Annotated in this window: 24 protein-coding genes; 11 read left to right on the forward strand and 13 right to left on the reverse strand. The window is 55.3% G+C overall.

Annotated features, from left to right (window positions below; genetic code table 11):
• Positions 1 to 51 precede the first annotated feature (51 nt).
• Positions 52 to 1,392: a copper amine oxidase N-terminal domain-containing protein gene (locus EQM14_RS16505; RefSeq protein ID WP_205703194.1), complete on the reverse strand. Its 1,341-nt coding sequence runs from the start codon at positions 1,390 to 1,392 to the stop codon at positions 52 to 54.
• 548 nt (positions 1,393 to 1,940) lie between these two features.
• Between EQM14_RS16505 and EQM14_RS03170 the strand changes: the two genes are divergently transcribed.
• The 4 genes from EQM14_RS03170 to EQM14_RS03185 all read left to right on the forward strand — a co-directional run bounded on the left by EQM14_RS03170 (position 1,941) and on the right by EQM14_RS03185 (position 7,008).
• Positions 1,941 to 4,061, forward strand: coding sequence for a sodium-translocating pyrophosphatase (locus tag EQM14_RS03170; RefSeq protein ID WP_128741585.1), 2,121 nt, complete (start codon positions 1,941 to 1,943; stop codon positions 4,059 to 4,061).
• A 358-nt stretch (positions 4,062 to 4,419) separates the two neighbouring features.
• On the forward strand, positions 4,420 to 5,133 hold the full coding sequence (locus EQM14_RS03175) for an HAD family hydrolase (RefSeq protein WP_164918944.1): 714 nt from the start codon (positions 4,420 to 4,422) through the stop codon (positions 5,131 to 5,133).
• Positions 5,130 to 5,603, forward strand: coding sequence for a YaiI/YqxD family protein (locus EQM14_RS03180; RefSeq protein WP_128741587.1), 474 nt, complete (start codon positions 5,130 to 5,132; stop codon positions 5,601 to 5,603). The genes EQM14_RS03175 and EQM14_RS03180 overlap by 4 nt, the downstream gene beginning before the upstream one ends.
• A complete protein-coding gene (locus tag EQM14_RS03185) occupies positions 5,587 to 7,008 on the forward strand; it encodes an NAD(P)/FAD-dependent oxidoreductase (protein ID WP_128741588.1) in 1,422 nt (473 codons plus the stop codon). The genes EQM14_RS03180 and EQM14_RS03185 overlap by 17 nt, the downstream gene beginning before the upstream one ends.
• A 51-nt stretch (positions 7,009 to 7,059) precedes the next feature.
• Here the strand turns inward: EQM14_RS03185 and EQM14_RS03190 are convergent, their stop codons facing one another.
• Positions 7,060 to 7,755: an SGNH/GDSL hydrolase family protein gene (locus tag EQM14_RS03190; protein WP_205703195.1), complete on the reverse strand. Its 696-nt coding sequence runs from the start codon at positions 7,753 to 7,755 to the stop codon at positions 7,060 to 7,062.
• A 304-nt stretch (positions 7,756 to 8,059) separates the two neighbouring features.
• On the opposite strand from EQM14_RS03190, the gene EQM14_RS03195 reads away from it, so the two are divergent.
• Genes EQM14_RS03195 through EQM14_RS03210 form a run of 4 tightly spaced genes read left to right on the forward strand, consistent with a single transcriptional unit; the run spans position 8,060 to position 11,148 of the window.
• A complete protein-coding gene (locus tag EQM14_RS03195) occupies positions 8,060 to 8,305 on the forward strand; it encodes a FeoA family protein (protein WP_128741590.1) in 246 nt (81 codons plus the stop codon).
• 4 nt (positions 8,306 to 8,309) lie between these two features.
• On the forward strand, positions 8,310 to 10,316 hold the full coding sequence (gene feoB / locus EQM14_RS03200) for a ferrous iron transport protein B (protein ID WP_128741591.1): 2,007 nt from the start codon (positions 8,310 to 8,312) through the stop codon (positions 10,314 to 10,316).
• A 19-nt stretch (positions 10,317 to 10,335) separates the two neighbouring features.
• Positions 10,336 to 10,488, forward strand: coding sequence for a FeoB-associated Cys-rich membrane protein (locus EQM14_RS03205; protein ID WP_128741592.1), 153 nt, complete (start codon positions 10,336 to 10,338; stop codon positions 10,486 to 10,488).
• 51 nt (positions 10,489 to 10,539) lie between these two features.
• On the forward strand, positions 10,540 to 11,148 hold the full coding sequence (locus tag EQM14_RS03210) for an HAD family hydrolase (RefSeq protein ID WP_128741593.1): 609 nt from the start codon (positions 10,540 to 10,542) through the stop codon (positions 11,146 to 11,148).
• Between the two features lie 146 nt (positions 11,149 to 11,294).
• Here EQM14_RS03210 and EQM14_RS03215 read toward each other — a convergent pair whose 3' ends face one another.
• The 5 genes from EQM14_RS03215 to EQM14_RS03235 form a co-directional block, all read right to left on the reverse strand.
• Positions 11,295 to 12,059 (reverse strand): amino acid ABC transporter ATP-binding protein, encoded by a 765-nt coding sequence (locus EQM14_RS03215; RefSeq protein WP_128741594.1) that lies wholly within the window; start codon positions 12,057 to 12,059, stop codon positions 11,295 to 11,297.
• 13 nt (positions 12,060 to 12,072) lie between these two features.
• Entirely contained in the window at positions 12,073 to 12,714 is a 642-nt protein-coding gene (locus tag EQM14_RS03220; protein ID WP_128741595.1) for an amino acid ABC transporter permease, read from the reverse strand.
• Positions 12,715 to 12,789: 75 nt separating this feature from the next.
• On the reverse strand, positions 12,790 to 13,665 hold the full coding sequence (locus tag EQM14_RS03225) for an amino acid ABC transporter substrate-binding protein (protein WP_128741596.1): 876 nt from the start codon (positions 13,663 to 13,665) through the stop codon (positions 12,790 to 12,792).
• 498 nt (positions 13,666 to 14,163) lie between these two features.
• Entirely contained in the window at positions 14,164 to 14,514 is a 351-nt protein-coding gene (locus EQM14_RS03230) for a cupin domain-containing protein (protein ID WP_128741597.1), read from the reverse strand.
• Positions 14,515 to 14,528: 14 nt separating this feature from the next.
• Positions 14,529 to 15,230 (reverse strand): ATP-binding protein, encoded by a 702-nt coding sequence (locus EQM14_RS03235; RefSeq protein ID WP_128741598.1) that lies wholly within the window; start codon positions 15,228 to 15,230, stop codon positions 14,529 to 14,531.
• A 106-nt stretch (positions 15,231 to 15,336) separates the two neighbouring features.
• Between EQM14_RS03235 and EQM14_RS03240 the strand changes: the two genes are divergently transcribed.
• Together EQM14_RS03240 and EQM14_RS03245 are read left to right on the forward strand one after the other, a co-directional pair.
• A complete protein-coding gene (locus tag EQM14_RS03240; protein WP_128741599.1) occupies positions 15,337 to 16,011 on the forward strand; it encodes a Crp/Fnr family transcriptional regulator in 675 nt (224 codons plus the stop codon).
• Between the two features lie 36 nt (positions 16,012 to 16,047).
• A complete protein-coding gene (locus EQM14_RS03245) occupies positions 16,048 to 16,542 on the forward strand; it encodes a GAF domain-containing protein (RefSeq protein ID WP_128741600.1) in 495 nt (164 codons plus the stop codon).
• Positions 16,543 to 16,601: 59 nt separating this feature from the next.
• Here the strand turns inward: EQM14_RS03245 and EQM14_RS03250 are convergent, their stop codons facing one another.
• The 6 genes from EQM14_RS03250 to EQM14_RS03275 form a co-directional block, all read right to left on the reverse strand.
• Complete coding sequence (locus tag EQM14_RS03250; protein ID WP_128741601.1) at positions 16,602 to 17,627, reverse strand: ABC transporter ATP-binding protein; 1,026 nt, start codon at positions 17,625 to 17,627, stop codon at positions 16,602 to 16,604.
• A gap of 10 nt (positions 17,628 to 17,637) precedes the next feature.
• On the reverse strand, positions 17,638 to 18,648 hold the full coding sequence (locus tag EQM14_RS03255) for an ABC transporter ATP-binding protein (protein WP_128741602.1): 1,011 nt from the start codon (positions 18,646 to 18,648) through the stop codon (positions 17,638 to 17,640).
• Between the two features lie 12 nt (positions 18,649 to 18,660).
• Complete coding sequence (locus EQM14_RS03260) at positions 18,661 to 19,566, reverse strand: ABC transporter permease (protein ID WP_128741603.1); 906 nt, start codon at positions 19,564 to 19,566, stop codon at positions 18,661 to 18,663.
• Between the two features lie 12 nt (positions 19,567 to 19,578).
• Positions 19,579 to 20,526 (reverse strand): ABC transporter permease, encoded by a 948-nt coding sequence (locus EQM14_RS03265; protein WP_128741604.1) that lies wholly within the window; start codon positions 20,524 to 20,526, stop codon positions 19,579 to 19,581.
• A gap of 104 nt (positions 20,527 to 20,630) precedes the next feature.
• Entirely contained in the window at positions 20,631 to 22,250 is a 1,620-nt protein-coding gene (locus EQM14_RS03270) for an ABC transporter substrate-binding protein (RefSeq protein ID WP_128741605.1), read from the reverse strand.
• Between the two features lie 126 nt (positions 22,251 to 22,376).
• Positions 22,377 to 22,718, reverse strand: coding sequence for a P-II family nitrogen regulator (locus EQM14_RS03275; protein ID WP_128741606.1), 342 nt, complete (start codon positions 22,716 to 22,718; stop codon positions 22,377 to 22,379).
• 379 nt (positions 22,719 to 23,097) lie between these two features.
• Between EQM14_RS03275 and EQM14_RS03280 the strand changes: the two genes are divergently transcribed.
• Positions 23,098 to 24,696 (forward strand): N-acyl-D-amino-acid deacylase family protein, encoded by a 1,599-nt coding sequence (locus EQM14_RS03280; protein WP_128741607.1) that lies wholly within the window; start codon positions 23,098 to 23,100, stop codon positions 24,694 to 24,696.
• Positions 24,697 to 24,709 lie beyond the last annotated feature (13 nt).

The raw sequence follows: 24,709 nt of genomic DNA on the forward strand, positions 1-24,709 counted from the left end.
CTAATTTCTAATTCGTTTTTATGATCAATATTTCTGTTCTTATCGTCATAATCAGCTCGCAAAGTAATAAAGCATAAACGTTTCCGGATCATTCATGTTTGCTTGCCAAATACGCCAACCGGAACCGGAGCCAACCGTGTAAAAATAGATCGTTTTTGAATTTACGTCGACCAGTGTGGGATATGGACCCTGATACAGTGCGTAACGCCCGACATTGCCGACATAATAAGTGTTATTGATATCATCGGCGATTTGCGAAAAGGCCGGGTCGTTTGGGCCGGTATCTTCCAGAATCGCACCCCGATACTTTTTCAGGCTTGTCAATGCCTGATTCATCTGAGCCTTAAGCCATGTCAGCGTTGCGTCCGTGGGCTTGGCAGCATTAGTTTTTTCAGAGTCGTCGACCCAAACAATTGGGTTAAAGGCCAAACTTTTGGCGGATTTCGGGTCGCCGGCATCTTGGCCCGCGGGCAGAGAACCGATCACTTTACCGAAGCAGTCACAGACAAAGCGAAGCGGAACATACGCCGTGTTGTTCGCAATCACCGGCGGGGTATCAAGCGTTTCCGTCTTGCCATTTACATCGGCCGAGGTCTGCCCCACGGTCATCTTGATGTCCATGCTTCCGTCTTTGTTATGGATTTTTATAATCGGAGGCAGATTCGATGAACCGTTATTGGAGCCATAAGAAATGATATCGCCGTTGCCGGCCTGATAGCCCCAGAGAACGTCTGCTCCGCAGGTCTGCCGGATCACACTCACCGGTACAAGCGCACGGTCGTTCTTCATGATCACGTGGGCGTCTGAAAACTCCCCGTTTAACATCAATAAATAATCCCCCGGCGCCGCATCCACGGAACCGTCCGCAAATGTATAGATGTGATTATCCGTGAGTCCGTTTTCATCGAATTTCGAAAAGGCTTTGTAGGTCGGGTCGGTCGTATTGATAATGGGAAAGACCGTCTTGCCGATCTTGTCTATATCGGCTGCTAATTTCTGATATCCGGCCTTCGACGTGTCGGTGTATTCGACGCCGGACGGATAGGCCAAAACATAAGAATATTCGTTCGTCTGCGCAGCCAAATACCTTTTTCCGGCGCCAACCACATCCTTCGCCGCTGATTTTCCGTCATATCTTATGATGCTGAACAGCACACCCGTTTTGCTCCCGTCCTCCTCAGATTCCCTGTGAAGAAACGAGACGGAGGCTGCTGAGGAGATGATACGGTATTGCCCCGCCCATGATGCGGGCAGGGTCAGGGAAAAGCGCACCTCGCTGTTTGTATAACCGATTTCATCCGCTGACTCGGGCGAAGCCGCGGCCGACGCCATCGTTTGGGGGCCAAGAATGGTTGTTGCTAAAATCAATAATAGGGACAGTGCTTTTTTCATGTAGACCTCTCCTCGTTTTCGTTAACATAAAGATCTATTACAAATCGTTCATTGGTGGAGAAAGTGATTCGGCTCACCTTCAGATGATGATCCTTATAGTCATACGTTTCAAATCCTAAAAATCTTTCGGGCGTAATCTGTTCATCGGCTTTTGCCGTGATGTTATTGCCTGCGGCGTGGATCGGCCTAAATTAGCCTATACCACGGAAAATAGCTAAATGAATGGTGGAATCGGCCATCCGAGGGCGATTTGGCTGATCCTTCAATCAATATTATTATACTAGCACGATAGCTTCCTAATGTCACGCTATGCGTATTACATACCGCGCCTGCGGCGGCGTTCCCACCTGAGAGGCAATCTGACCGACCTGGCTGTCCATGTTGTCGAACATACCCGACAGATTATTCATGATGCCGCCGCCCGCCATGAGCTGTTGAATCCCTTGCGATTTCCCGGAGGGCTTCCGGTATGAAAACATGCGATTGAAATTTAACTGATTTTGGTCTATAATGAAAATAATGGAAAATATGGAAAAGGGGGATCCTATATGGAAGCAACCATTTTCGCACCGATCGGGGCGGTCGCAGCGCTGGTTTTCGCGTGGTTTCTTGCGGCCGGCGTGCTGAAGGCGGATGAGGGCAGCGAACAGATGAAAAAGATTTCGCTGGCGGTGCGCAGAGGGGCGAATGCTTACCTGAAACGGCAGTACACCGGCGTCGCGCTGTTTTTCGGCATTATGTTCGTCATCCTGCTGGCAATGTCCATCGGCGGTTACCTGACGATCTTCGTACCGTTTGCCTTCATCACGGGCGGTTTTTTTTCCGGGCTCTCGGGCTTTATCGGGATGAAGATCGCGACGAACGCGAACGACCGCACGGCCAACGCCGCGCAGCATAGCCTGAACTCCGGCCTGCACGTCGCGTTTTCAGCCGGGGCCGTGATGGGCTTCGTGGTTGTCGGCCTCGGCATCGTACATATTTCTCTGTGGTATTATCTTTTGAAATTCTGGTTTTCCGATCCGGCGCACCTGACCCTTGCGGCGGGGCAGACGCTTGAGAACGCGCAGATCGAAGCGATTACTTCAGCGCTTCTGACCTCCGGCATGGGCGCCTCCTCGATGGCGCTGTTCGCGCGCGTGGGCGGAGGGATTTTCACCAAGGCCGCCGATGTCGGGGCGGACCTGGTCGGCAAGGTGGAGGCGGGCATCCCGGAGGACGACCCGCGCAACCCCGCCGTGATTGCAGACAACGTCGGAGACAATGTTGGCGACGTGGCAGGGATGGGCGCAGATCTGTTTGAATCCTATGTCGGTTCCATCGTCTCCACCGCCTCCCTTGCGGTTGCGGCCGGTCTGGGCTTCGCGGGCGTGGGGCTGCCGATGATTCTTGCCGCAATCGGAATTTTCGCCTCCATCATCGGCTCCTTCTTTGTCCGGACGAAAGAGGGCGCGACTCAGAAGAACCTGCTCTCCGCGCTGCGGCGCGGAACCTGGATCAGCGCGCTGCTGATTGCGGTGGCGTCCTATCCGCTGATCCGGTACAGTCTTGGAAGCGGCCAGACGGGCCTGTACTTCGCCATCCTGTCCGGGCTGCTGGCCGGGATTCTGATCGGCATTTCCACCGAATATTTCACTTCCGACACCTACCGGCCGACGCGCGCGCTGGCGGAGGACTCCTCCGGCGGCCCGGCCACGGTGATCATCGGCGGGCTCGCGCTCGGAATGCAGTCCACCGTCCTTCCGGTCGTCATCGTCGGCGCCTCGGTGCTTGTCAGCTACTTTGCCTCGGGCGGAGCCGCCGACTTTAACCACGGCCTGTACGGGATCGGCCTTTCCGCGGTGGGCATGCTCTCCACCCTGGGCATCACGCTTGCGACCGACGCCTACGGCCCCGTCGCGGACAACGCCGGCGGCATCGCGGAAATGTCGGGATTGGGCGAAGAAGTGCGGGAGAGGACCGATGCGCTCGATTCCCTGGGAAATACGACGGCTGCGACCGGCAAGGGATTTGCCATCGGCTCCGCCGCGCTGACAGCCCTGGCGCTCATCGCATCCTTTATCAACCAGGTCAAGATCCTGAAGCCGGACTACGCGTTTGACCTCAGCATTACGAATCCGACGGTGCTGACCGGCCTGTTCATCGGCGGCGCGCTTCCGTTCCTGTTTTCCGCGTTTACCATGAACGCGGTGGGGAGGTCCGCGCAGAGCATCGTCAACGAAGTCCGGCGGCAGTTCCATGAGATCACCGGCCTGATGGAGGGAGAGGCCGAGCCGGATTACGAGACCTGCGTCGATATCTGCACGCGCTCCGCCCAGAGGGAAATGATCCTTCCCGCCGTGATCGGCATTCTGTCGCCGATTGTCGTGGGGCTGGTTCTGGGCGTTAACGGCGTGGCCGGGATGCTGGCCGGCGCCACGGTGACGGGCTTTGTGATGGCGGTCATGATGGCGAACGCCGGCGGAGCCTGGGACAACGCGAAGAAGTACATCGAGAGCGGGCAGCTTGGGGGAAAGGGCAGCAGCGCGCACAAAGCCGCCGTGGTCGGCGACACGGTCGGCGATCCGTTCAAGGATACGTCCGGGCCTTCGCTGAACATCCTGATCAAGCTGACCTCCATGGTGGCCATCGTGTTCGCGGGCCTGATCCTCTCTGTTTCCGTATTTCATTGAAAAAACGGGACCTTCCGTGTTGACATTCCGTTTTAGAATGTTATAATACAATCGTTTTGGCGGATTTACGGAGACCGCGGAAGATTCCGATGCGTAGGATAACGGTCTGCTTGAAAAGCAGAGGCCATTTTCCATTCCCCGGCCCGGTTCGGTGGCATTGACGATTAATGTCGGCCGGCGATGCGGGTCGGAAGACGACGAACCGTGATTTCCAAGTGCCGTGGACGCCACAGCAGCGCGAACCGGATGGATAAAATTCCAATCCTGTTTTTTCCGCGCAGCCGGCATGGCGTCCACGATTTTGCTTATTTTGTATCTCCGGGCGGGGAAACCCGAAGCCCGGACAGGAATCTTTGCAATGCTGCTGACAGATGAAAATTTGCTTTTGGAAAGGTTGGAATTCATGATCCGGGCGGTCATTTTTGATATGGACGGTTTGATGTTCGACACCGAGCGGCTGACTCACGTTGCCACGGCGCAGGCGGGAAGGGAATTGGGGTATCCGGGTATAGCGGATTTCGCCCGTGAAATGATAGGGAGGAACGAAAAGGAATGCAGCGGGCTGTACACTCGGTATCTCGGCGGCGATTTTTCCTATCGGGGCTTTTCCGCCCGCAGGCAGGAGATCATCGGCGCCTTGATCCGGGAGAACGGCGTGCCGGTGAAGCCCGGCCTGTTTGAGCTGCTGAGTTTTCTGAAACGGGAGGGATTCCTTCTGGCGGTCGCCACGTCAACTTCCCGGCGGCACGCGCTTCCCTATCTGGAGCAGGCCGGCGCCGCCCGGTATTTTGACCGGATGGTTTTCGGCGACATGCTGGAAAAGAGCAAGCCGGCCCCGGATATTTATTTAAAAGCCGCGTCGGAGCTTGGAATTCCTCCCTCGGATTGCATGGCGCTGGAGGATTCGCCGCTCGGGATCCGGTCCGCCCACGACGCGGGGATGAAAACCGTGATGGTTCCCGACCTTCTGGAGCCGGACGAGGCGCTGAAAAAAATCGTCGATTTCTGCGTGCCTTCGCTCTTCGAAGTGATCGAACTCATCCGGAGCGAACGAAAGGAGAGCGGAACTTGAAGATCCTGGTCGACGCGGACGCCTGCCCCGTGAAGGAGATCATTGTGAGAATCGCGAAAAGTCATGGGATTCCGGTGACGATGCTGATGGACACCTGCCATGTTTTGGACGACGGGTACAGCACGGTCATCATCGTCGACAAAGGCAGGGACAGCGCGGATCTCCGGCTTGTCAACCTGATCGAGCCGGGGGATCTGGTCGTGACGCAGGACTACGGCGTCGCGGCGATGTCGCTCGGCCGCGGCGCGGCGGCGCTGAACCAGAACGGTATGGTTTACGGCGCGGATAATATGGACCGGCTGCTGTTTGAGCGCGCCCTGGGGCAGAAGATCCGGCGCGCGGGCGGCAGAGCGGGAAAAAACAGAAAACGGACCGGGGAAGACGATCAGTCGTTTGAACGGGAACTGGAAAAAATGATTCGGAAAACGGAGAAATCGGAGGAAAAGTTTTCATATGGACCGGATTTATGATGTCATCGTTGTGGGGGCAGGTCCCGCCGGGATTTTCACCGCGCTGGAACTTGACCGGCTGGCGCCGGAAATGAGCGTCCTTGTGGTTGACTCCGGCAGTTCGCTGGAGCGCCGCACCTGTCCCGCGCGCACGGGCGGCCGGTGCGCGCACTGCCCGACGTGCAGCATTATGAACGGCTGGGCGGGCGCGGGGGCGTTTTCCGACGGGAAACTCTCCCTTTCGGAGGAAGTCGGCGGCAACATCACCGATTACATGACGGTCGATCAGGCGAGGGAACTCATCCGTTACGTCGACGGCGTCTACCTTCATTACGGCGCGCCCGATCAGGTCTACGGAAAAAGCGATAAGTTCGCGGACAAGATCGCCTACGAGGCGCGCCGGGAGAATATCCGCCTGATCCCGTGCCCCGTGCGGCACATGGGGACGGAGTACTCCTATAAAGTTTTGATGGGGATGTACCGTTACCTCAGCTCGCGCCCGAATTTTGAATTCCGCGAGCAGACCACCGCAGAATCCGTTCTGATCGAAAACGGGAAGGCCGGCGGGGTCCGCCTTTCCGGACCGGACGGCGGCCGGCTGGTCAGGGGGCGGCATGTGGTGCTGGCGCCGGGACGCGGCGGCGCGGAATGGCTTTCCCGCGTCGCGCAGGAAACGGGACTGAACATTACGAACAACGAAGTGGATATCGGCGTCCGGGTCGAGGTGCCGAACGCGGTGATGGACCCGCTGACCAAACACCTTTACGAGGCCAAGCTGGTTTATTATTCGGATACGTTTGAAAACCGCGTGCGCACCTTCTGCATGAATCCGGGGGGCATCGTCAGCGAGGAGCATTACGACGTGGGCTCCGGGATTGCCGTCGTCAACGGGCATTCCTATGCGGAGGAGGAGCGGCACACGGAGAACACGAATTTCGCCCTGCTGGTCTCCACCAAGTTTACGGAGCCGTTTCATCAGCCGATCGAGTACGGGCGCTACATCGCGCAGCTCGGCAACATGCTGACCGGCGGCGGGATCATGGTTCAGCGGCTCGGCGATTTGCTGCTGGGCCGCCGGACCGACGCGGCAAGGCTCGGCAAATCGACGACGATTCCGACTTTGAAGAACGCGGTGCCGGGGGACCTGTCGTTTGTCCTTCCGCACCGGCATCTGACCAGCATCGTCGAATCGCTGCGCGCGTTCGACAAGCTGGCGCCGGGGCTTTACTCCAAAAACACGCTGCTCTATGGGGTGGAGGTCAAATTCTATTCCTCCAAAGTTTCGGTTCAGCCCAATTTTGAGACCGCAGTCGGACATCTTTACGCCATCGGCGACGGCGCGGGCATCACGCGGGGATTGATGCAGTCCTCCGTTACCGGCGTCGTGGTGGCGCGGGACATCGCGGGGGAAAAGGATTCCGTCTGAGCGTGATTGAAAAGGCCGCTGTGGATTTTCCACAGCGGCCTTTCGCCGTTTTTACGCCGTAGCGGTTTGAAGCTGTTTGATGGTGTTGCCGATCACGGCGGAAATCAGGCGGTGCCCTTTTTCGTTCGGGTGAATGCCGTCGTCGCAGAGAAGGTCCTGATAATGGTGCCGTTCCAGAAACGCGCTGCTGATATCGATCAGCGGAACGCCGCATTCTTTGGCGACCCGGCAGACGGCCAGATTGTACCGCTCGTGCCAGCGGTAAATGTGTTCAATATCCCCCAGCCATTCCAGAATCGCACCCGGATTCAGCCCCTTTGAAATCCATTCGAAATACCGCTTTGCGTCGATCGGCGGGAGAGTGAGGAGGACCGGCCGGCTTCCGCATTTTTTAACCTGCTCAATCAATTCTTCGTATTTCTGCTCAAATACTCCGACCGGGGTTTTCGGTTGATGATCCTGCTCCGGATCCGCGGAAACCTCAGCCCAGTCAAAGTCGCAGTCGTTTCCGCCGAACTCCAGAACGGTGTAATCGTAACCGGATAATTCGTTCTTGTGCCGGCGCAGCAATTCCATTCCTCTGGTGACGGTGCAGCCGAATTTGGAATAATTCTTGATGATGACCGGGAAGTTGCCTCTGATTCTGTTGGCAAAGCAGTCCCGCAGCAGGATGTATTTTTTCAGTACGCTGTCGAAAACCACGCCTTTCGACACGGAATCGCCGAATACGCAAACGGACAGATTCATTTTATATCTCTCTTTCCTGCTATTCATAAACATCTCATTATCTGCTTATTAAAACTATATCGCGTAATTTTTGATATGTCAATAGGATATGCAGAAAAGAAAAAAAGATACCACACCGCCCACGGCTTTGCGCGATAAAAGTTTGGATCCGGGAGGAAAGCAGGCGGGCGAAATGTCGGAAAATGAAAAGGAAACGGGCGTCAAAAACATTTCAAATGTCTATTGACAAAAGACCTGTGGAGGCATACACTATTATTGTTAGCATAGACTAACTTATCGGACGCCCGCCGCATGAGGGGGATTCATGGAGAAAGGAGGGGCAAATTTGACGCTTGACCAGTTGAAAATCGGGAAAAATTCCAAAATTCTGGAGGTTCGGGGAGAGGGGGCCCTGCGCCGCCGCCTGCTGGATATGGGACTGACGCCGAACACGGACGTGATGGTCCGGAAGATGGCGCCGATGGGGGACCCGATTGAAATTCATTTGAGGGGCTATGAGCTGACGCTTCGTATGGAAGACGCGAAAAACATTGTGATCGAGGAGGTCTAAGTCTATGATTCTGGGGCTTGCGGGTAACCAGAACTGCGGCAAAACAACGCTTTTCAACCAACTGACCGGCTCCAACCAGCACGTCGGGAATTTTCCGGGAGTCACGGTCGCGAGGAAGGACGGGCAGATTCGCGGGCACAGGGACGTGACGGTTGTCGACCTGCCGGGCATCTATTCTCTTTCTCCCTATTCGAGTGAAGAAATCGTGACGCGCGATTTCCTGCTGAACAGCAATCCGGACGCGATTATCAACATTGTGGATGCGACCAATATTGAGCGAAATCTCTATTTGAGTATGCAGCTCATCGAACTGGATATTCCAATGGTGATTGCTCTCAACATGATGGATGAGGTGCGCGCAAACGGCGGAACCATCAAGATCAAAGAATTTCAGAAGCAGCTCGGCGTTCCGGTCGTCCCGATTTCCGCGAGTAAAAACGAGGGCGTGGGCGAGCTGATCGATACCGTGCTGGAGGTTGCCGAGGCCAAACGCCGGCCCGTGCGGCAGGACTTTTGCTCCGGGGCGGTACACCGCACGATTCATTCCATCGCTCACCTGGTGGAGGACCACGCGCAGCGCATCCATGTTCCGCCCCGGTTCGCCGCCACAAAGCTGGTGGAGGGCGACGAGCCGATGATGGAGGCGCTCCGGCTTTCGGACAATGAAAAAGATATGGTGATGCACGACGTGACGGAGATGGAGCGGGAGCTTGGCACCGACCGCGAAGCCGCGCTTGCCGACATGCGCTATTCCTTTATTGAAGGCCTCTGCGCGTCCACCGTTGTCAAAATGGGAGAGTCCAGAGAACATAGAAGGAGCGTCGCGATCGACAGCGTGCTCACCGGAAAATATCTGGCGATTCCGATTTTTCTTTTGATCATGATGCTGATCTTCTGGCTGACGTTCGGCGTACTGGGCAATGTGCTGAGCAATCTGCTTTCCGATGGAATCACATTTGTAACCGATGCGGCGCAAGCAGGGTTGACCGCTTACGGGATCAATCCGATCGTCGAATCTCTGATTATCGACGGCGTGTTCGCCGGTGTGGGGAGTGTTCTCCAGTTTCTGCCGATTATCGTGGTATTGTTCTTTTTCCTCTCTATTCTGGAGGACAGCGGCTACATGGCGCGGGTCGCGTTCGTCATGGACAAACTTCTGCGCCGGATCGGCCTTTCCGGCCGGAGCTTCGTTCCGATGCTGATCGGCTTCGGCTGCTCCGTGCCCGCCATCATGTCAACCCGCACCCTGTCGAGCGAGCGGGACCGCAAGATGACGATCCTCCTGACGCCGTTCATGAGCTGCAGCGCAAAGCTGCCGATCTACGCCGTGTTTACCGCTGCGTTTTTCCCGCGTCACGCCGCGCTGGTCATGATCCTTTTGTATGTCATGGGAATCCTGATGGGGATCGGAAGCGGTTTTCTGATGAGGGGGACGGTCTTTCACGGCAATCCCGTCCCGTTTGTAATGGAACTGCCGAACTACCGTCTGCCGAGCGCGAAAAGCGTGCTGCTGCTGATTTGGGATAAAGCGCGCGACTTTCTGGTCCGCGCGTTTACCGTGATTTTTGTGGCCACGATCATCATCTGGTTCCTGCAGACGTTTGATTTGAGATTTAACCCCGTTTCCGACAGCTCTGACAGCATGCTGGCGCTGATCGGCCGCTGGATCGCGCCGATTTTCGCGCCGCTGGGCTTCGGGGACTGGCGGTCTTCCACCGCGCTGATCACCGGCTTCACCGCGAAGGAGGCGGTCATCAGCACGCTGGCGGTTTTGACGGGAACGGATGTTTCCGGATTGCCGCAGGCGCTTGCCGGAATGTTCACCCCGCTGACGGCCTTCACCTTCCTGACGTTCACGCTGCTGTACACGCCCTGCGTCGCCGCCGTCAACGCGGTCCGGCAGGAGATGAACAGTGCCCGCAGCGCGGCCGGGGTCGTCCTTTACCAGTGCGGGGTCGCTTGGCTTGCTTCCTTTTTGGTGTATCAGGTCGGCCGTCTGATCGTCGGCTGACGGAAAAGGAGATGATTTCATGGGCCCGCTGGACCTTGTACTGGTACTGGTTGTGGCGCTGCTTTTTTTCCTTGCCGCACGCTATGCCTGGCGTCACAGGAATCATTCCTGCGGAGGGGACTGTTCCGCGTGTCCGTATCACGGGCAGTGCGGCAGAAAAGAGAAAAAATAAAGACGTCCCCGGTTTGCAGCGGTGCATTCCGGGGACGTTGAAGGAGAAGCCATGATACGAAATATTGTGTTTGATATGGCGTGGGTGCTGTTTCGCTATGAGCCGATGCGTTTCACCAGAAAATATGTGCCGGACGAATCGGACGCGGAGCTGGTTCACCGGGAGCTTTTCTGCGCGCCGGAATGGTTGGAAACGGACCGCGGAACCTTGAGCGACGAGGACTATTTTGCGCTGGTCTCGGAAAGAATTCCATCGCGGCTGCATGAAACGGCGCGTTACCTGTACGAGCATTGGCACGACGTGCTGGTCCCGATCGACGAAATGGAGCCGGTCGTATCCCGTTTGAAGGAAAACGGCTATGGGATTTATCTGCTTTCCAACATGAGCCGGCGATTCTACCGGTTCTATCAGAACATTCCCGCGATGCGGTATTTTGACGGGATGGTTGTTTCCGCGGATGAACGCTGTGTGAAGCCGGAAAAAGAAATCTATCTCGCGCTGTTCCGGAATTACGGCCTTTTGCCGGAGGAGTGCTTCTTTATCGACGACCGGCCGGAAAATGTGGAAACGGGCCGGATGCTGGGGATGAGCGGGTTCTGCTTTGAGCAAAATGTTCCGGCGCTTTGCGCCGCGCTGAAGAAAACGGGCGTGCGGATCTGAATCCGCACGCCCCAGACTGTCGATAAAGTCGCGCAACCGCAAAATTGTAGGGCAATTTTGCTTTCTGCGTTGGCTGCGCCTTGACTTGCACGACTTTCGACAGCCTGCCTGTTTTTCGACAAGCCCGGCCGGTCCGGCAAAGAGCTTCAGGACTCGTTGAAACGGGACAGAAAACTCTTGGCCCTCTCGCTCTGCGTATTGCCGAACACCTGGTCCGGCGTACCCTGTTCGACGATGACGCCGTCCGCCATAAAGACCACGCGGTCGGCCACGTCGCGTGCAAAGGCCATTTCGTGCGTGACGACCACCATGGTCCTGTGTTCCGCGGCAAGTTCCCGGATGACCTTCAGAATTTCTCCGGTCAGTTCCGGGTCCAGCGCGCTGGTGGGCTCGTCGAAAAGCAGGAGATCCGGATTCATGGCAAGCGCCCTCGCGATGGAGACGCGCTGCTGCTGACCGCCGGAGAGCTGGCAGGGATAAGCGTCGGCTTTGTCGGAAAGCTCCATCTTTTTCAGCAGTTCTCTGGCGGAGGCTTCGGCCTCCGCTTTCTTTTTGCCCAGTACGTGGACCGGCGCCTCCGTGATATTTCTCAGGACGGTAAAATGCGGGAACAGATTGAAATTCTGAAAAACCAGCCCCAGATGCAGGGCGATCCGGTTGCAGGCCGCCCGGTCGGAGTAGACGGCGGCACCGCTTTTCCCATTGCTGACCAGTGTTTCTCCGCAGATGGAAACCTCGCCCCGGTCAATATCCTCCAACTGCGTGATGCAGCGCAGGAGCGTGCTTTTACCCGATCCGGACGGGCCGATGACGGTCAGGACCTCGCCTTTCTCCACATCGAGGGAAATCCCTTTCAGTACTTCGGTACCGTCAAAGCTTTTATAAAGATTGTTTGCGGTCAGGACCGGCATAAGATTTCCCTCCTTAACGGTAATAATTCAAACGGTTTTCCGCTACGGTGAAGCAGCGGGTGACGACGGCGTTCATCGCCAGGTAGAAGACGGCGGCGACGGCGAACGGCGCCATGCTGACGGCGGAGGAGACCCAGTCCGACGTGACGCGCAGCAGCTCCGTCACGCCGATCACCTGCGCCAGCGACGTGTCCTTCACCAGATTGATAAATTCGTTGCTCATGGGCGGCAGGATCATTTTGCAGACCTGCGGCAGAATGATGCGGAAAAACGTCTGCCGTCTGGAAAAGCCAAGCACCTTGGCCGCTTCCTGCTGACCCCGCGGCACCGCGTCGATTCCTCCACGGAATATTTCAGCAAAATATGCCGCATAGTTTAGAATAAAGGCGACCTGAGCCGCAATAACACGATCCAACTGAATTCCGGTCAGCGGCTTGAGACCATAAAAGATGAAGAGGAGTTGAAGCATCAGCGGGGTTCCGCGCATCAGCAGGATGTAGAACCGCACGGGCAGCTGGATAAACTTTACTTTTGTCCGGCGCCCCGCCGCGACGAGCAGCCCCAAAGGGAGCGAAAACAGCAGGGTTGAAATGAAAATGCGCAGAGACATCAGGGTTGCCTGCAGCATTTGCGAAAGCAGCACGGAGTAATTCATGAGGGAGCATTCCTCCATTGTGATTGAAAAGGCGGAAGTAAAGTATGAATTTTGCGAATCGGCAATGCCGGCCTATTATTTGCCGATGATCGTAACGTCGGTGTCGAACCATTTTTTGGAGATGTCCGCCATGGTTCCGTCTTTTGCCATGTCCTTTAAAGCACCTTCAATCTTTTCCCTGAGGGAAAGATCGGATTTGCGGAACGCAACCACATAGTCCTCGGTCGCCAGCGACGCGTCCTTCCCGTCCTTGTCCTGAAGGATGGCATAGGCACCCGGATTTTTCGTCAGGTAGTAGCGCGCCACGATTTCGTCGATAGCGATGGCATCGGTTGTGCCGTTTTGAATTTCCAGAACCGCTTTGCTGTAGTCGTCGATCTTCACGACGCTTTTCAGCGAATTTTTGAAATCCGCGTTGCCGTTCAGCGCCGTTTCGGCGCTGGAATCCGCCTGCACGCCTACGGTTTTGCCTTTCAGATCGTCGAGGCCCCGATAGTCTGATCCGGATTTCACCAGAATGATCTGGTTGTTTTTCATGTAAGGAATGCTCAGGGCAAATTCCTGATCCCGCTCCGGCGTTTTGGAAAAGCCGTTCCAAAGGCAGTCCACATTGCCGTTGTTCAGCTCCGCGGTTTTGTTGTCCCAGTCGATCGGCTGGAGCGACAGCTCAACGCCCAGGCGTTTGCAGGCTTCCTTCGCCAGGTCGATATCGAAACCGACCAGCTCGCCGGTCTGCGTGTCGACATAGCCCATGGGCGGAAAAGCCTTGTCAAGGCCCAGAACCATTTTTCCGGCGGATTTCACTTTGTCCCAGGAGCCGTCCGGCGCGGAGGAAGCGCTTTGAGAGGAGCCGCCGGAGGCGGCGGAAGACGTCTGCTGTGCGGCGGAAGAACAGCCGGCCAATGAAACAGCCATCGCGGCGGTGAGCAACAGGCTCAAAATCTTTTTCATGGTGATCCATCCTTTATCTTGCTTTTTACGTTACAGTATAGTAATATATTAACGAATTAGCAGAATAAAGTAAAGGGGCGCCGGGAACTTTTTTATGCTATTTTTTATAAAATGGACTGATCTATCCCGTCCCGAGATTTTTCAGACAAAGGAAAACCGCTGTGGAATTTCACTTTGGCACGGGGTCCGCGGCGCTGTTCAAAATAATTTCACAGATTTTTCCTGTATTCTTCATCAACCCGTAATGTTTTGTCAACATCGCCCGGGTATGATAAAGCCATAGAAACAAAAACACTGCGTTACTTCCGGCGGAAACGACGGAATACCGAACCGCCGGACGGCAGACTAATTACAAGCTCCTCGGGATGAGGATTTTCATAAACTTTTTCATAACACTTCCCCTTCCGGGCTGTCTGGAAACAGTGCGGCCCGACAAAGAAGCCCGGCTTTCGCCGGGCTTCTTTGTCGGATTGAACTGATTCTTAAAGAACTGTTTTTTCATGTTTCCAACGGTGGGAATACAACCAGCAGCAGCATCTTAAAGGCATCCTGCGCAAAAACGGCATGGGGCTTTCGGGAAGGCATAAGAAGAGACTCGCCGGCCTTCAGCACATGTTCCGCGCCGTTTATGGTAAAACGGCCGGTCCCTTCCAGCACCGTTACAAGCGCGTCGCCTTCGGACACGTGGGTGCCGATTTCCTCTCCTTTGTCAAAGGCGAACAGCGTGACGCTCAGTGCCGCGTTTTGCGACAGTGTTTTGCTCACAACCTGACCCGGCAGAACTTCCACCTGTTCCGTCAGCCTGAAAACCGTTTCCTGCGCAATGTTTTTTATCAGAGAATTCTGCATGGCTTTTCTCCTTTCTATTCTTCCAGGACGCGGCCGTCCGTGGAAAGAACCACGACCTGCCAGGGGATCATTTTTCCGCTGTTGAGGAGAGCCTGCCGGACCGCGTTTTCGATTCCTCCGCAGCAGGGGACCTCCATCCGGACAACTTTTACGCTCCGAATGCGGTTCTCCTTAAGTATTTCCGTTAGCTTCTCCGAATAATCTCCTTCGTCCAGCTTGGGGCAGCCAATCAGCGTGACGCGGTTTTTCATAAACTTGCGGTGAAAACCGGCGAACGCATAAGCAGTGCAGTCCGCCGCCACCAAAAGATCGGCGCCGTCAAAATAAGGGGCTTTGACCGGGACCAGCTTGATCTGTACGGGCCACTGCATCAGCTCGCTTCCGGCCGGCTCAGCCTCCTCGGGTCGCGCGGCGATAGGAGCCGGATGTTTCAGCATTTTCGCCATGCTTCCGGGGCATCCCTGTGGAATCGCTTGTTTGAGTTCGGAATGTTTGGAGGCGGCCTCCGCGTCAAAAGCGGGGGCTTCCCGCTCTTCAAACGAAATGGCGCCGGCGGGACACGCCGGAAGACAGTTCCCGAGCCCGTCGCAATAGTCCTCGCGGACCAGTTTTGCCTTGCCGTTTACCATCGCGATCGCCCCTTCCTGACAGGCGTCCGCGCAAAGTCCGCAGCCGTTGCATTTTTTCTCGTCTATTTGAATCAATCTGCGTATCATCTGTTTTTTCCTCCCATATCTTGTGTTTCTTGATTTTCTGTTTTGATTGTACTATACTGATCCCAACAAGTCTGTTGCTTTTGCAACATAAAAAGAGTTAATAAAAATGAAAAGCTATTTTCCATTGCTGAAAAATTCTCCGCTGTTTTCTGGAATAGGGGAGGAAGATTTAACAGAAATGCTTCAATGCCTGAACGCTAGGACCTCCGCTTACCGAAAGCAGGAGATTCTCCTGCTGGAAGGGCGGGAAATCTCCATGGTGGGTATCGTGCTGGAGGGAAAAGTCCAGATCATCAAAGAGGATTATGAGGGCGGCCGGACCATCCTGACGGAAATCGGGCCGGGGAATCTGTTCGCCGAGGCGTTTGCCTGCGTGCCCGCACAGCGCCTTCCCGTCACGGTGGTCAGCGTGGAAGAAAGCAGAGTGATGTGGCTGGATTATCGCCGAGTGACGTCCGTCTGTTCTTCCGCCTGCCGGTTTCATACAAAGCTGATTGAAAACATGCTGACAGTCCTGGCCTCCAAAAACATCCTTCTGAATCAAAAGATCGAGCATCTCTCGAAACGCTCGACCCGCGAAAAGCTGCTTTCCTATCTGTCCGATCAGGCGGCGGAGAACGGATCGAACGAATTCGATCTTCCGTTTAACCGGCAGGAGCTGTCCGATTATCTCTGTGTGGACCGCAGCGCGATGTCCGGCGAACTTTCCCGGATGCAGAAGGAAGGAATCCTGAGCTTTCACTTGAATCACTTTGTGCTTCACAGAGAGAACAGGCCGTGACGGATGGGCAATATTCTGAGATTCGGAGGAACTCAAATGGAACCGGACAGACAAATCTATCCTGAAGATCCCTGCGAACGGTACCGGCTGCTGCACCGGCAGATGGAAGCCCTGCTGGACGGGGAGGCCGGCTGGACCGCAAATCTTGCGAATGCCGCCGCGCTGCTGAACGGCGCGCTTCCACAGATCAACTGGGTCGGTTTTTACCGGCTGAAAAACGGGGAGCTTCTGCTCGGCCCGTTTCAGGGCAAGCCGGCCTGCGTGCATATTGCGGTGGGCAGGGGCGTGTGCGGCGCGGCTGTCTTGCAAAACGCGACGCAGATTGTCCGGGACGTGCATCGCTTTCCCGGGCATATCGCCTGCGACTGCGATTCTGCGTCCGAGCTGGTGATTCCTCTGCGCGAGGGCGGGAAAATCATCGGCGTGCTGGACATCGACAGTCCCGTTCCCGCCAGATTCTCCGAAGAGGATGCGTACGCGCTGGAGAGAATAGCGGAACTGATTTCTCAGACCTGCGCGCGGACGGACTAGAACAAAAAACAGCGTGTCCGTGCGGATTGCATGGACACGCTGTTTTTTGATGCCCGTCCTTACGCCGGGGTGGAAACGCCGTTTATTTTGGCAAAATTTTGTGCGGATGAACCGTCGTCATACATATGGCAGGAAACGCAGTGCCCGGGCATGATCTCCCGTTTTTCCGGCGCCTGCTCCGCGCAGATTTTCATCGCGTAGGGACACCGCTCGTGAAACGTGCAGCCGGAAGGAGGATTGATCGGGGAGGGCAGATCGCCCTGCAGAATGATTCTCTCTTTTCTGGTGTGCGGGTCCGGAGACGGGACCGCCGACAGAAGCGCCTGCGAATAGGGATGCAGCGGCATTCCGAAAAGGTCGTCGGTCGCGGATTCCTCCACCAGGTGCCCGAGGTACATGACGCCGACGCGGTTGGAAATGTAGCGGATCACGCTCATGTCGTGAGAAATGAAGAGATAAGTCAGATTTTTTTCTTTTTGAAGGTCCAGGAGCAGATTGATGATCTGCGACTGGATGGATACGTCCAGCGCGGAAACCGGTTCGTCGCAGACGATCAGCTTCGGGTCCAGGATCAATGCCCTGGCCAGCCCGATTCGCTGCCGCTGCCCGCCGGAGAACTCGTGCGGATACCGGTAAAAATGCTCCGGGCGGAGCCCGACCTTGGACAGAATTTTCATGGTCCGGTCCATCCGTTCGGTCTTATCCTTCACGCCCTGAATCTCGAGCGCCTCCATCAGGATGGAGCCGATTTTTTTACGCGGATTCAGCGCCGTGTACGGGTCCTGAAACACCATCTGGATTTTCTGCCGCATGGTGTTCATGTCTCTGTTATTCAGTCCCATCAGATTCTGGCCGTCGACCAGGATTTCTCCGGAGGTCGGCTCCAGAAGGCGCAGCAGGCTTCTGCCCAATGTGCTTTTGCCGCAGCCGGTTTCGCCGACGAGGCCGTAGGTTTCGCCCTCGTACAGGGAAAGGGAAATGTCGTCCACCGCCTTGACGGTGTTGACCACTTTGCCCAGTGTCCCTTTGACCGGAAAGTATTTTTTCACATGGCTGGCTTGTAAAAAGACGTTTTTTTCCGCCATTGCGAAGATTTCACCCCACTTCGGACGCCGCAGGAACGGATTCGCTTGAAACCGCGTGCCAGCATCGCACTTTCTGTTTTTCGTTGACCGGAATCAGGTCCGGCATTTCCCTGGTGCATTGTTCCGTCGCGTAAGGACACCGGGGCGCGAAGCGGCACCCGTTCGGGATCTGGCTGAGGAGGGGAACCATGCCTTTGATCATATACAGCCGCTCATCGCGTTTCCCGCTGATTTTCGGTATGGATTTCATCAGTCCCAGCGTGTAGGGATGGGACGGGTGGTCGAAAATCTGATTGACTTCCGCTTCCTCCACAATCTGGCCCAAATACATCACCACAACGCGGCTGCAGGTTTCGGCCACTACCGAAAGGTCGTGGGTAATCAGGATGACCCCCATGTTCAGTTCACGGTTCAATTCCACAATCAGGTCCATGATCTGGGCCTGAATGGTCACGTCCAGCGCCGTGGTCGGTTCATCCGCAATCAGCAGCTTCGGCCGGCAGGCCAGCGCGATGGCGATCATCACCCTTTGCCTCATTCCGCCGGAAAGTTCGTGCGGGTACTGGTCGATCCGTTTTTCCGCCGCTGGGATTCCCACAAGCCGGAGCATCTCCAACGCTTTTTCGCGGGCCTGCCGTTTTGTCATTTTCTGATGGATGCGGAGCGGCTCCATGATCTGGTCACCGATTTTCAGAACGGGATTCAACGAGCTGAGCGCGTCCTGAAAAACCATGGAAATCTGGCCGCCGCGGATGTTCTGCATCAGGGACTGCGGGAGCTTCAGAATATCCCGGCCGTCAAACAGAATCTCGCCTTCGTAGCTCGCCGTGTATTTTTCATCGTACAGCCGGAGTATGGATTGGGAGGTGACGCTTTTCCCGCAGCCGGACTCTCCCACAACGCCCACAATCTCGCCCTTGTTCACGGAGAAGCTGACTCCGTCCACGGCTTTCATCTTTCCGCGCTCCGTGTTAAAACTGGTGCATAAATTTTTCACTTCAAGTATTTGATTCTGCCGCATGATCAGTCCCCCTTAATTGGAAAGCGGATCGAGAACGTCCCGGAGACCGTCGCCCAGAAGATTCAGGCCCAAGACGGCCAGCGCCATGAAGATGCCCGGAAAAACGATCATCCACCACGCCTTGTAAATGACGGTCGCGCCCTCGTAGAGGATATTTCCCCAGCTCGGTGTGGGAACGGGAACTCCGGCTCCCAGAAAACTGAGAGCCGCTTCCGTGACGATTGCCGTGGCGAAGATGAAGGAAACCTGAACGATGACCGGGGAAAGCACGTTGGGCGCGATGTGCCTCCAGATAATTCTGGTGGAGCCCGCGCCAAGAGAATGCATGGCTTCGATATAAGTCTGCTCTTTAACGCTCAGGGCGGCGGAACGGGCAATTCTGGCGATGTCCGGCGTGTAGACGATGGCGAGGCTGACGATCACGTTCTGAATGCTTGGGCCGAGTACGGCCATCAGCGCGATGGCGAGCAGAATGGCGGGAATCGTTTTCAGGCCGTCGCAGACGCGCATCAGCACGTTGTCGAGAAATCTGTAATAGCTGGCGTACAGGCCGATGACCATGCCAAAAACCAGAACCAGCGCGCCGACGCCTGCGCCGACTCCCATCGAAATTCGTGTTCCGTAGACCACGCGGCTGAACAGGTCGCGGCCAAACGTGTCCGTTCCCAGCAGATGGGCGGCGGAGGGGGCCATGAGCCGCTGGTCGACCACCATGGAGTAAGGGCCCTGGTTTGAAATGACCGGCGCGAAAACGGCGAAAATCACCATGATCAGGGTGATGGCCGTTCCGGTCAGGGCAAGCTTGTTTTTTAAAAACTTTCTTATCTTAAGCTGCCGCTGCTCTTTCAGGAGGCTTTTCCGAATCTGCCTCATTCCCTCCGGGTTTGCGGCGGAAGTCAAAACTGTAGTATTTTCCATCGTGAAATTCTCCTATTCTTCCAGTCTGACGCGGGGATCCGCAATTCCGTAAAGAATATCCATGATCAGAGTGACCGCGACATTGATGACGGCGATGACCAGAATGACAGCCTGAATGACCTCGTAGTCTCTTCGGCCCACGGAGTTCACCACGAGCTGGCCGGCGCCCGGGATGTTGAAAACCGTTTCCGTTACCGTTGCTCCGGACAGCAGCGCGATGAAGCTTTGGCCGACGGTGGTGATGATCGGCAGCAGGGAATTTTTCAGCGCGTGCTTGAACACAATCCAGAAATTCCGCACTCCCTTTGCCTTGGCCATTTTAATGTAGTCGCTGCTGAGGACCTCCAGAAGGGAGGACCGCGTCATGCGGGTGATCAGCGCCGCCTGCATCAGGCCGAGCGAAATCGCGGGAAGCGTCAGGTACCGGATGAAATTGCCGATCCCCTGGCCGGGGTCTTTGTATCCGGCGGCGGGCAGCCATCGCAGCTTTACCGCGAACAGCAGGATCAGCAGAAGGCCCATCAGAAAGCTTGGAATCGCGATGCCGCTCATGGAAAATCCCATGATGGTCTGGTCGGCAATCGTCCCTCTTTTCCTTGCCGCCAGAATTCCCATCGGAATGGAAAACAGGACGGCGAGCACCAGCGCATAAACCGTCAGTGCGAGCGTCGGTCCAAGGTGGCTCCTGATGATTTGGGACATCGGTTCGTTCATGAAGATGGACTGGCCCAGATCGCCGTGAAAAACATTGCCCATCCAGATAAAGTACTGCATGTAAATCGGCTGATCCAGTCCCATCGTCGTTCTCAGCGCCTGAATATCCTGCTCGGTCGCCTGGTCGCCCAGCATGGCCCGCGCGGGGTCGCCCGGAGTCAGATGGACGATAAAAAATGCGACAAAGGAGACGATCAGCAAGACCGGGATGAGCGATAGGATTCTCTTGATGATATATTTCTTCATCCGTTCCCCCTGCTCTCTGAAATAGAAGGAGGGAAAGCACCCAAATCCGTGAAAAGCTTGGATGCTTCCCCGATTTCCCTGATTACCGTACCGTGCGTTTCGGCTTATTCATAGATTTTCGTGTTCCAGATGAAGGGTCCCTGGAAATAACCGAGATTTTCCACTTTTGTGGTGGCCGCGCTGTAGATGTAGTAGTCGCCGAACTTGCTCCAGGGCAGTTCGTCTTCCCAGCTGTACTGCTGGAGTTCCTTCCAGGCCGCGACCGCTTCATCGGTGGAAGTGGAGCCGTTGATCTTCTGGAGTCCTTCCTCGATTTTGGGATCGGTTTCCCAGCCGGGCCATGTGGAAGTCATATAAAGAAGCATGGTCGGCGTTACAATGGGAGTAAAGCTGGTGATGAACGCGCTGTATTTGCTGGGATCGCTGCGGTAGGTCAGGAAGGTCGCCCAGTCGGAGACCAGCAGATCGCACTTGATGCCGACCGCTTCCAGCTCGCTCTTGATGACGACGGCCGCATTGTAGAATTCCGTGTAATCGGACGATACCAGAATCGTGAAGGACTCGCCGTTGTAGCCCGCCTGCTTCAGCAGATCTTTTACCTTGTCGGCATTGTGCTGGTTGTAGCTGGAGCTGCCGGCGTCCGTGTACCATGTGGGCTGCTCCTTATACATGTAGCTGGAATCCAGCCGGTAAAAGTCCGCGCTGACGTAGCTGGCTTTCATGATGTCTTCCATGTTGAGCGCCGCGTTGACGGCCTGACGCATGAATTTATTGGCGCCCAGACCGGACTTTTTGTTGTAAATCAGCCCCGGGGAACCGCTCATTTCGTTGTAGACCTTCAGGTCGCCGTCGTTTTTGAACATGTCGTAGTCGTCGATGGGGAGTTTGTAGGCGACATCGTACTGGCCGGACTGAATGCCAGAAACGCGGGTGGAGTCATCCGTGACGAAATCGTAATACACATCTTTGATATAGGCATGCTTGTAGCCGGACCAGCCGTCGGTCTGCCCGTCGGTTCCGTAAGGCTGGTAGTCGCCGTACGCCGTAAGTTCAATGTACTGGTCCTTCGCCCATTTTTCAAATTTGTACGGACCGGTTCCGATGTAGTCCTTGACAAGACCCGTCGACGGGTCGGCGGCATCAATGACGGATTTCGGCATGACCGCCGCGGACTGTCCGGCGCCGGCAATCAGTTCGTTCAGGTAAAGGGCCGGTGCGGAAAGCGTGATTTTAACGGTGTAATCGTCGACTTTTTCGAATCTCGATTTGCCAACCATTGCGCCCGCGTTGCCGTAGCTTTCGATCCAGCGGTTCATGGAAGCGACGACGTCGTCAGCCTTCATTTCCTGACCGTTGTGGAATTTGACGCCTTTGCGAAGATGGTAGGTGTATTCCGTGTGCTTATCATTTACGTCAAAGGAAGAGCAGAGTTCCGGCGTGGCGCTGTAATCCGATTTTAACGCCATCAGACTTTCGTAGATGCTGCCGAACGCGATCTGTCTCGCGACGACGGCGCTGGTTTTCTGGACGTCCAGCGAGGGCGGGGCCGCGTTCATGGCGATATGGATTTCGTCTTTCAGGCTGCCTTCCTGCTGAGCGGAACCGGTCTGTCCGGAAGAGGCCGGTCCGGATGAAGCGGAACCACCGGAACATCCGGTTACAGCGGACAGGCCGAGCGAGACTGCAAGGCAGACCGCCGCAAGTTTCATGGTGAATTTTTTCATGATTTCCCTCCTTGAGGATAATAAAAAACACACAGTCTTTTCCCGGGCTTCATCGCCCTGTCGAAAACCGCATGCTTCAGTAAATGAATGCTTGCATTTAATTTTTTCCGCGGATGGGAAAGAAATCTAAATCGCTCCGGTGCCGCGCTCCTGCGTTCGGATTCGAATGACATCCTCCACGTTTTTAATGATAATTTTCCCGTCCCCGACAATCCCGGTTGCGATTTTACTGCAAATGTCCGTGACGATCGGTTCCACATCCTTGTCGTCGACGATTACTTCCACTTTCAGCTTGGGCAGCAGGTTCACATTGGTCCGGGTGCCCCGGTACTCGTCCGTAAAACCCTTTTGGTTTCCGCATCCCATCGAGTTCAGCACGGTCATGCCGCCGCAGCTGTAATCGTCCACAAGGATTGTTTTTACGGTTTCCAGTTTTTCCGGTCTGATAAACAGGTTGATTTCCTTCATCGGCTTCACCTCCACGGATCACGAACGATTTTGAATAATTTTTAAAATATGCTGCAAAAATCGCCGCGAATTAAATTGACTAATACGATACCGGATATCGCGCTTTTTGTCAACTCAATTTCATTATAAAAGATATTGTTAAAAATAATCTGAAAAAACTTAATTTAATTCAGGTAAAAACGGATAATATGTTAATAAAATTAATTGTTTGCTCAGAGGCTTGACATCATACTTTTACAATTTTATAATGCAAATTATGAAGCGAAGGCGTGGATTTACAATCATCCATGAAACTTCGCTTTTTTTAAATTCATTATTAGGCTGCTAAACAGTTAAGATCCGCCCTGCGGCGGCATCTGAATAAGGAGGCTTTCATTTCATGTTGGACACATTGATCCGGAACGCAACCATTGTCGATGGATCGGGCAGGCCGGGATATGCCGGTTCGCTTGGAATTCAAAATGGGAAAATCGTGTTGGACCCTTCGGAAGAGGCCGGTTCCGTTGTCGACGGGTCGGGCTTGACCCTCTGCCCCGGGTTTATCGACAGCCACTCTCACCATGACCAGGTTTTCGACCCGGCGGTGGAAATCTATAACCTCTGTAAAATTTCGCAGGGGGTCACCACGGATGTGGTCGGCCAGTGCGGAATGTCGCCGTTTCCCGTTGCGCCGGAAAATCTGGAAACGATCCGCGGCCTTCTCGCCTCGTTCGATACGGAAGAGCAATTGGACCGGTTAAAGTATTTCACGGATTTCCAGCATTTTCTGGCTTACGCGGAGTCCCTTCCGAAAGCCTCCAACTTTGCGTTCAACTGCGGGCACTCGGTCCTGCGCGCGGCGGTAATGGGCACGGAAAACCGCAGGGCGACTCCGGCGGAACTTGAAAAAATGAAGGCCTATCTGAAAGAAGCGATGGAGCATGGCTGTTTCGGGCTGACGAGCGGGCTGATCTACATTCCGGGCGTGTATTCCGACACGCAGGAGCTGATCGAGCTGTGCAAGGTGATCCAGCCGTACGGCGGGGTTTACGCGACCCATATGAGAAACGAATCGGACGTTCTGGCGGACGCCGTGAAGGAGGCGATCTATATCGCCGAAACCGCGGGAGTGCCGCTGTTTATCTCCCACCACAAGGCGATGGGCGTGGCCAACTGGGGGCTTTCCAAAGAAACGCTGCGCCTGGTTCACGCCGCGATCGGCCGGGGGGTCAAAGTCACCATCGACCAGTATCCCTATCTGGCGACGCAGACGATCCTGAACGTCTGTCTGCCGCCGCAGCTGTTCGCACAGGGCAAGGATCGGTTGGTCGAACAGTTAAAGGACCCGGCCGAGCGGAAAAAGATTGAAGCGGAAATGAGGAAAACGCCCGCTACCTACGAAAACAACTATATCAATTGTCAGGGCTTTTCCGGCATTGTGGTTCTTTCCAGCCCCAACGTGCCGGAGGCGATCGGTCTGAGCGTAGCGGACTACGCGAAAAAGGTCGGGAAGAGCGACTTCGACGCTTTCTTCGATTTAATGGTTGAGAACCACTGCGAGGGTCTGGCGGCGTATTTCGCCATGGACGAAAAGGACCTTCAGGCAATTTATATGGACGAAAACACCGTCGTCGGCTCGGACGGCATCATCACGGCGGATACTCCGGTTCATCCCCGAACTTACGGCACGTTCGCAAAGGCGATCGCTTACTTCTGCAAGGACAAAAAACTGCTGCCGTTTGAGCAGGCGGTCCGCAAGCAGACCTCTTTGACGGCGGAGCGCTGGGGCCTGAAAAACAAGGGTCTGATTGCCGACGGCTATGACGCGGACCTGGTTCTTTTAGATTTTGACGAGTACCGCGATTCTTCCGATTTCGTTCATACGCGCGAGCTTGCCAAAGGGGTCAAAAAGGTGTTTGTCAATGGGGAGGTCGTGTTTGAGGACGGAAAGCTGACGCAGGCCCGCCCCGGCAAATGTATCCTTCGAAGCCCCAAATAACGATTTACGCCGC

The sequence above is a fragment of the Caproiciproducens sp. NJN-50 genome (assembly GCF_004103755.1).
Classification (GTDB): Bacteria; Bacillota; Clostridia; order Oscillospirales; family Acutalibacteraceae; genus Caproicibacter.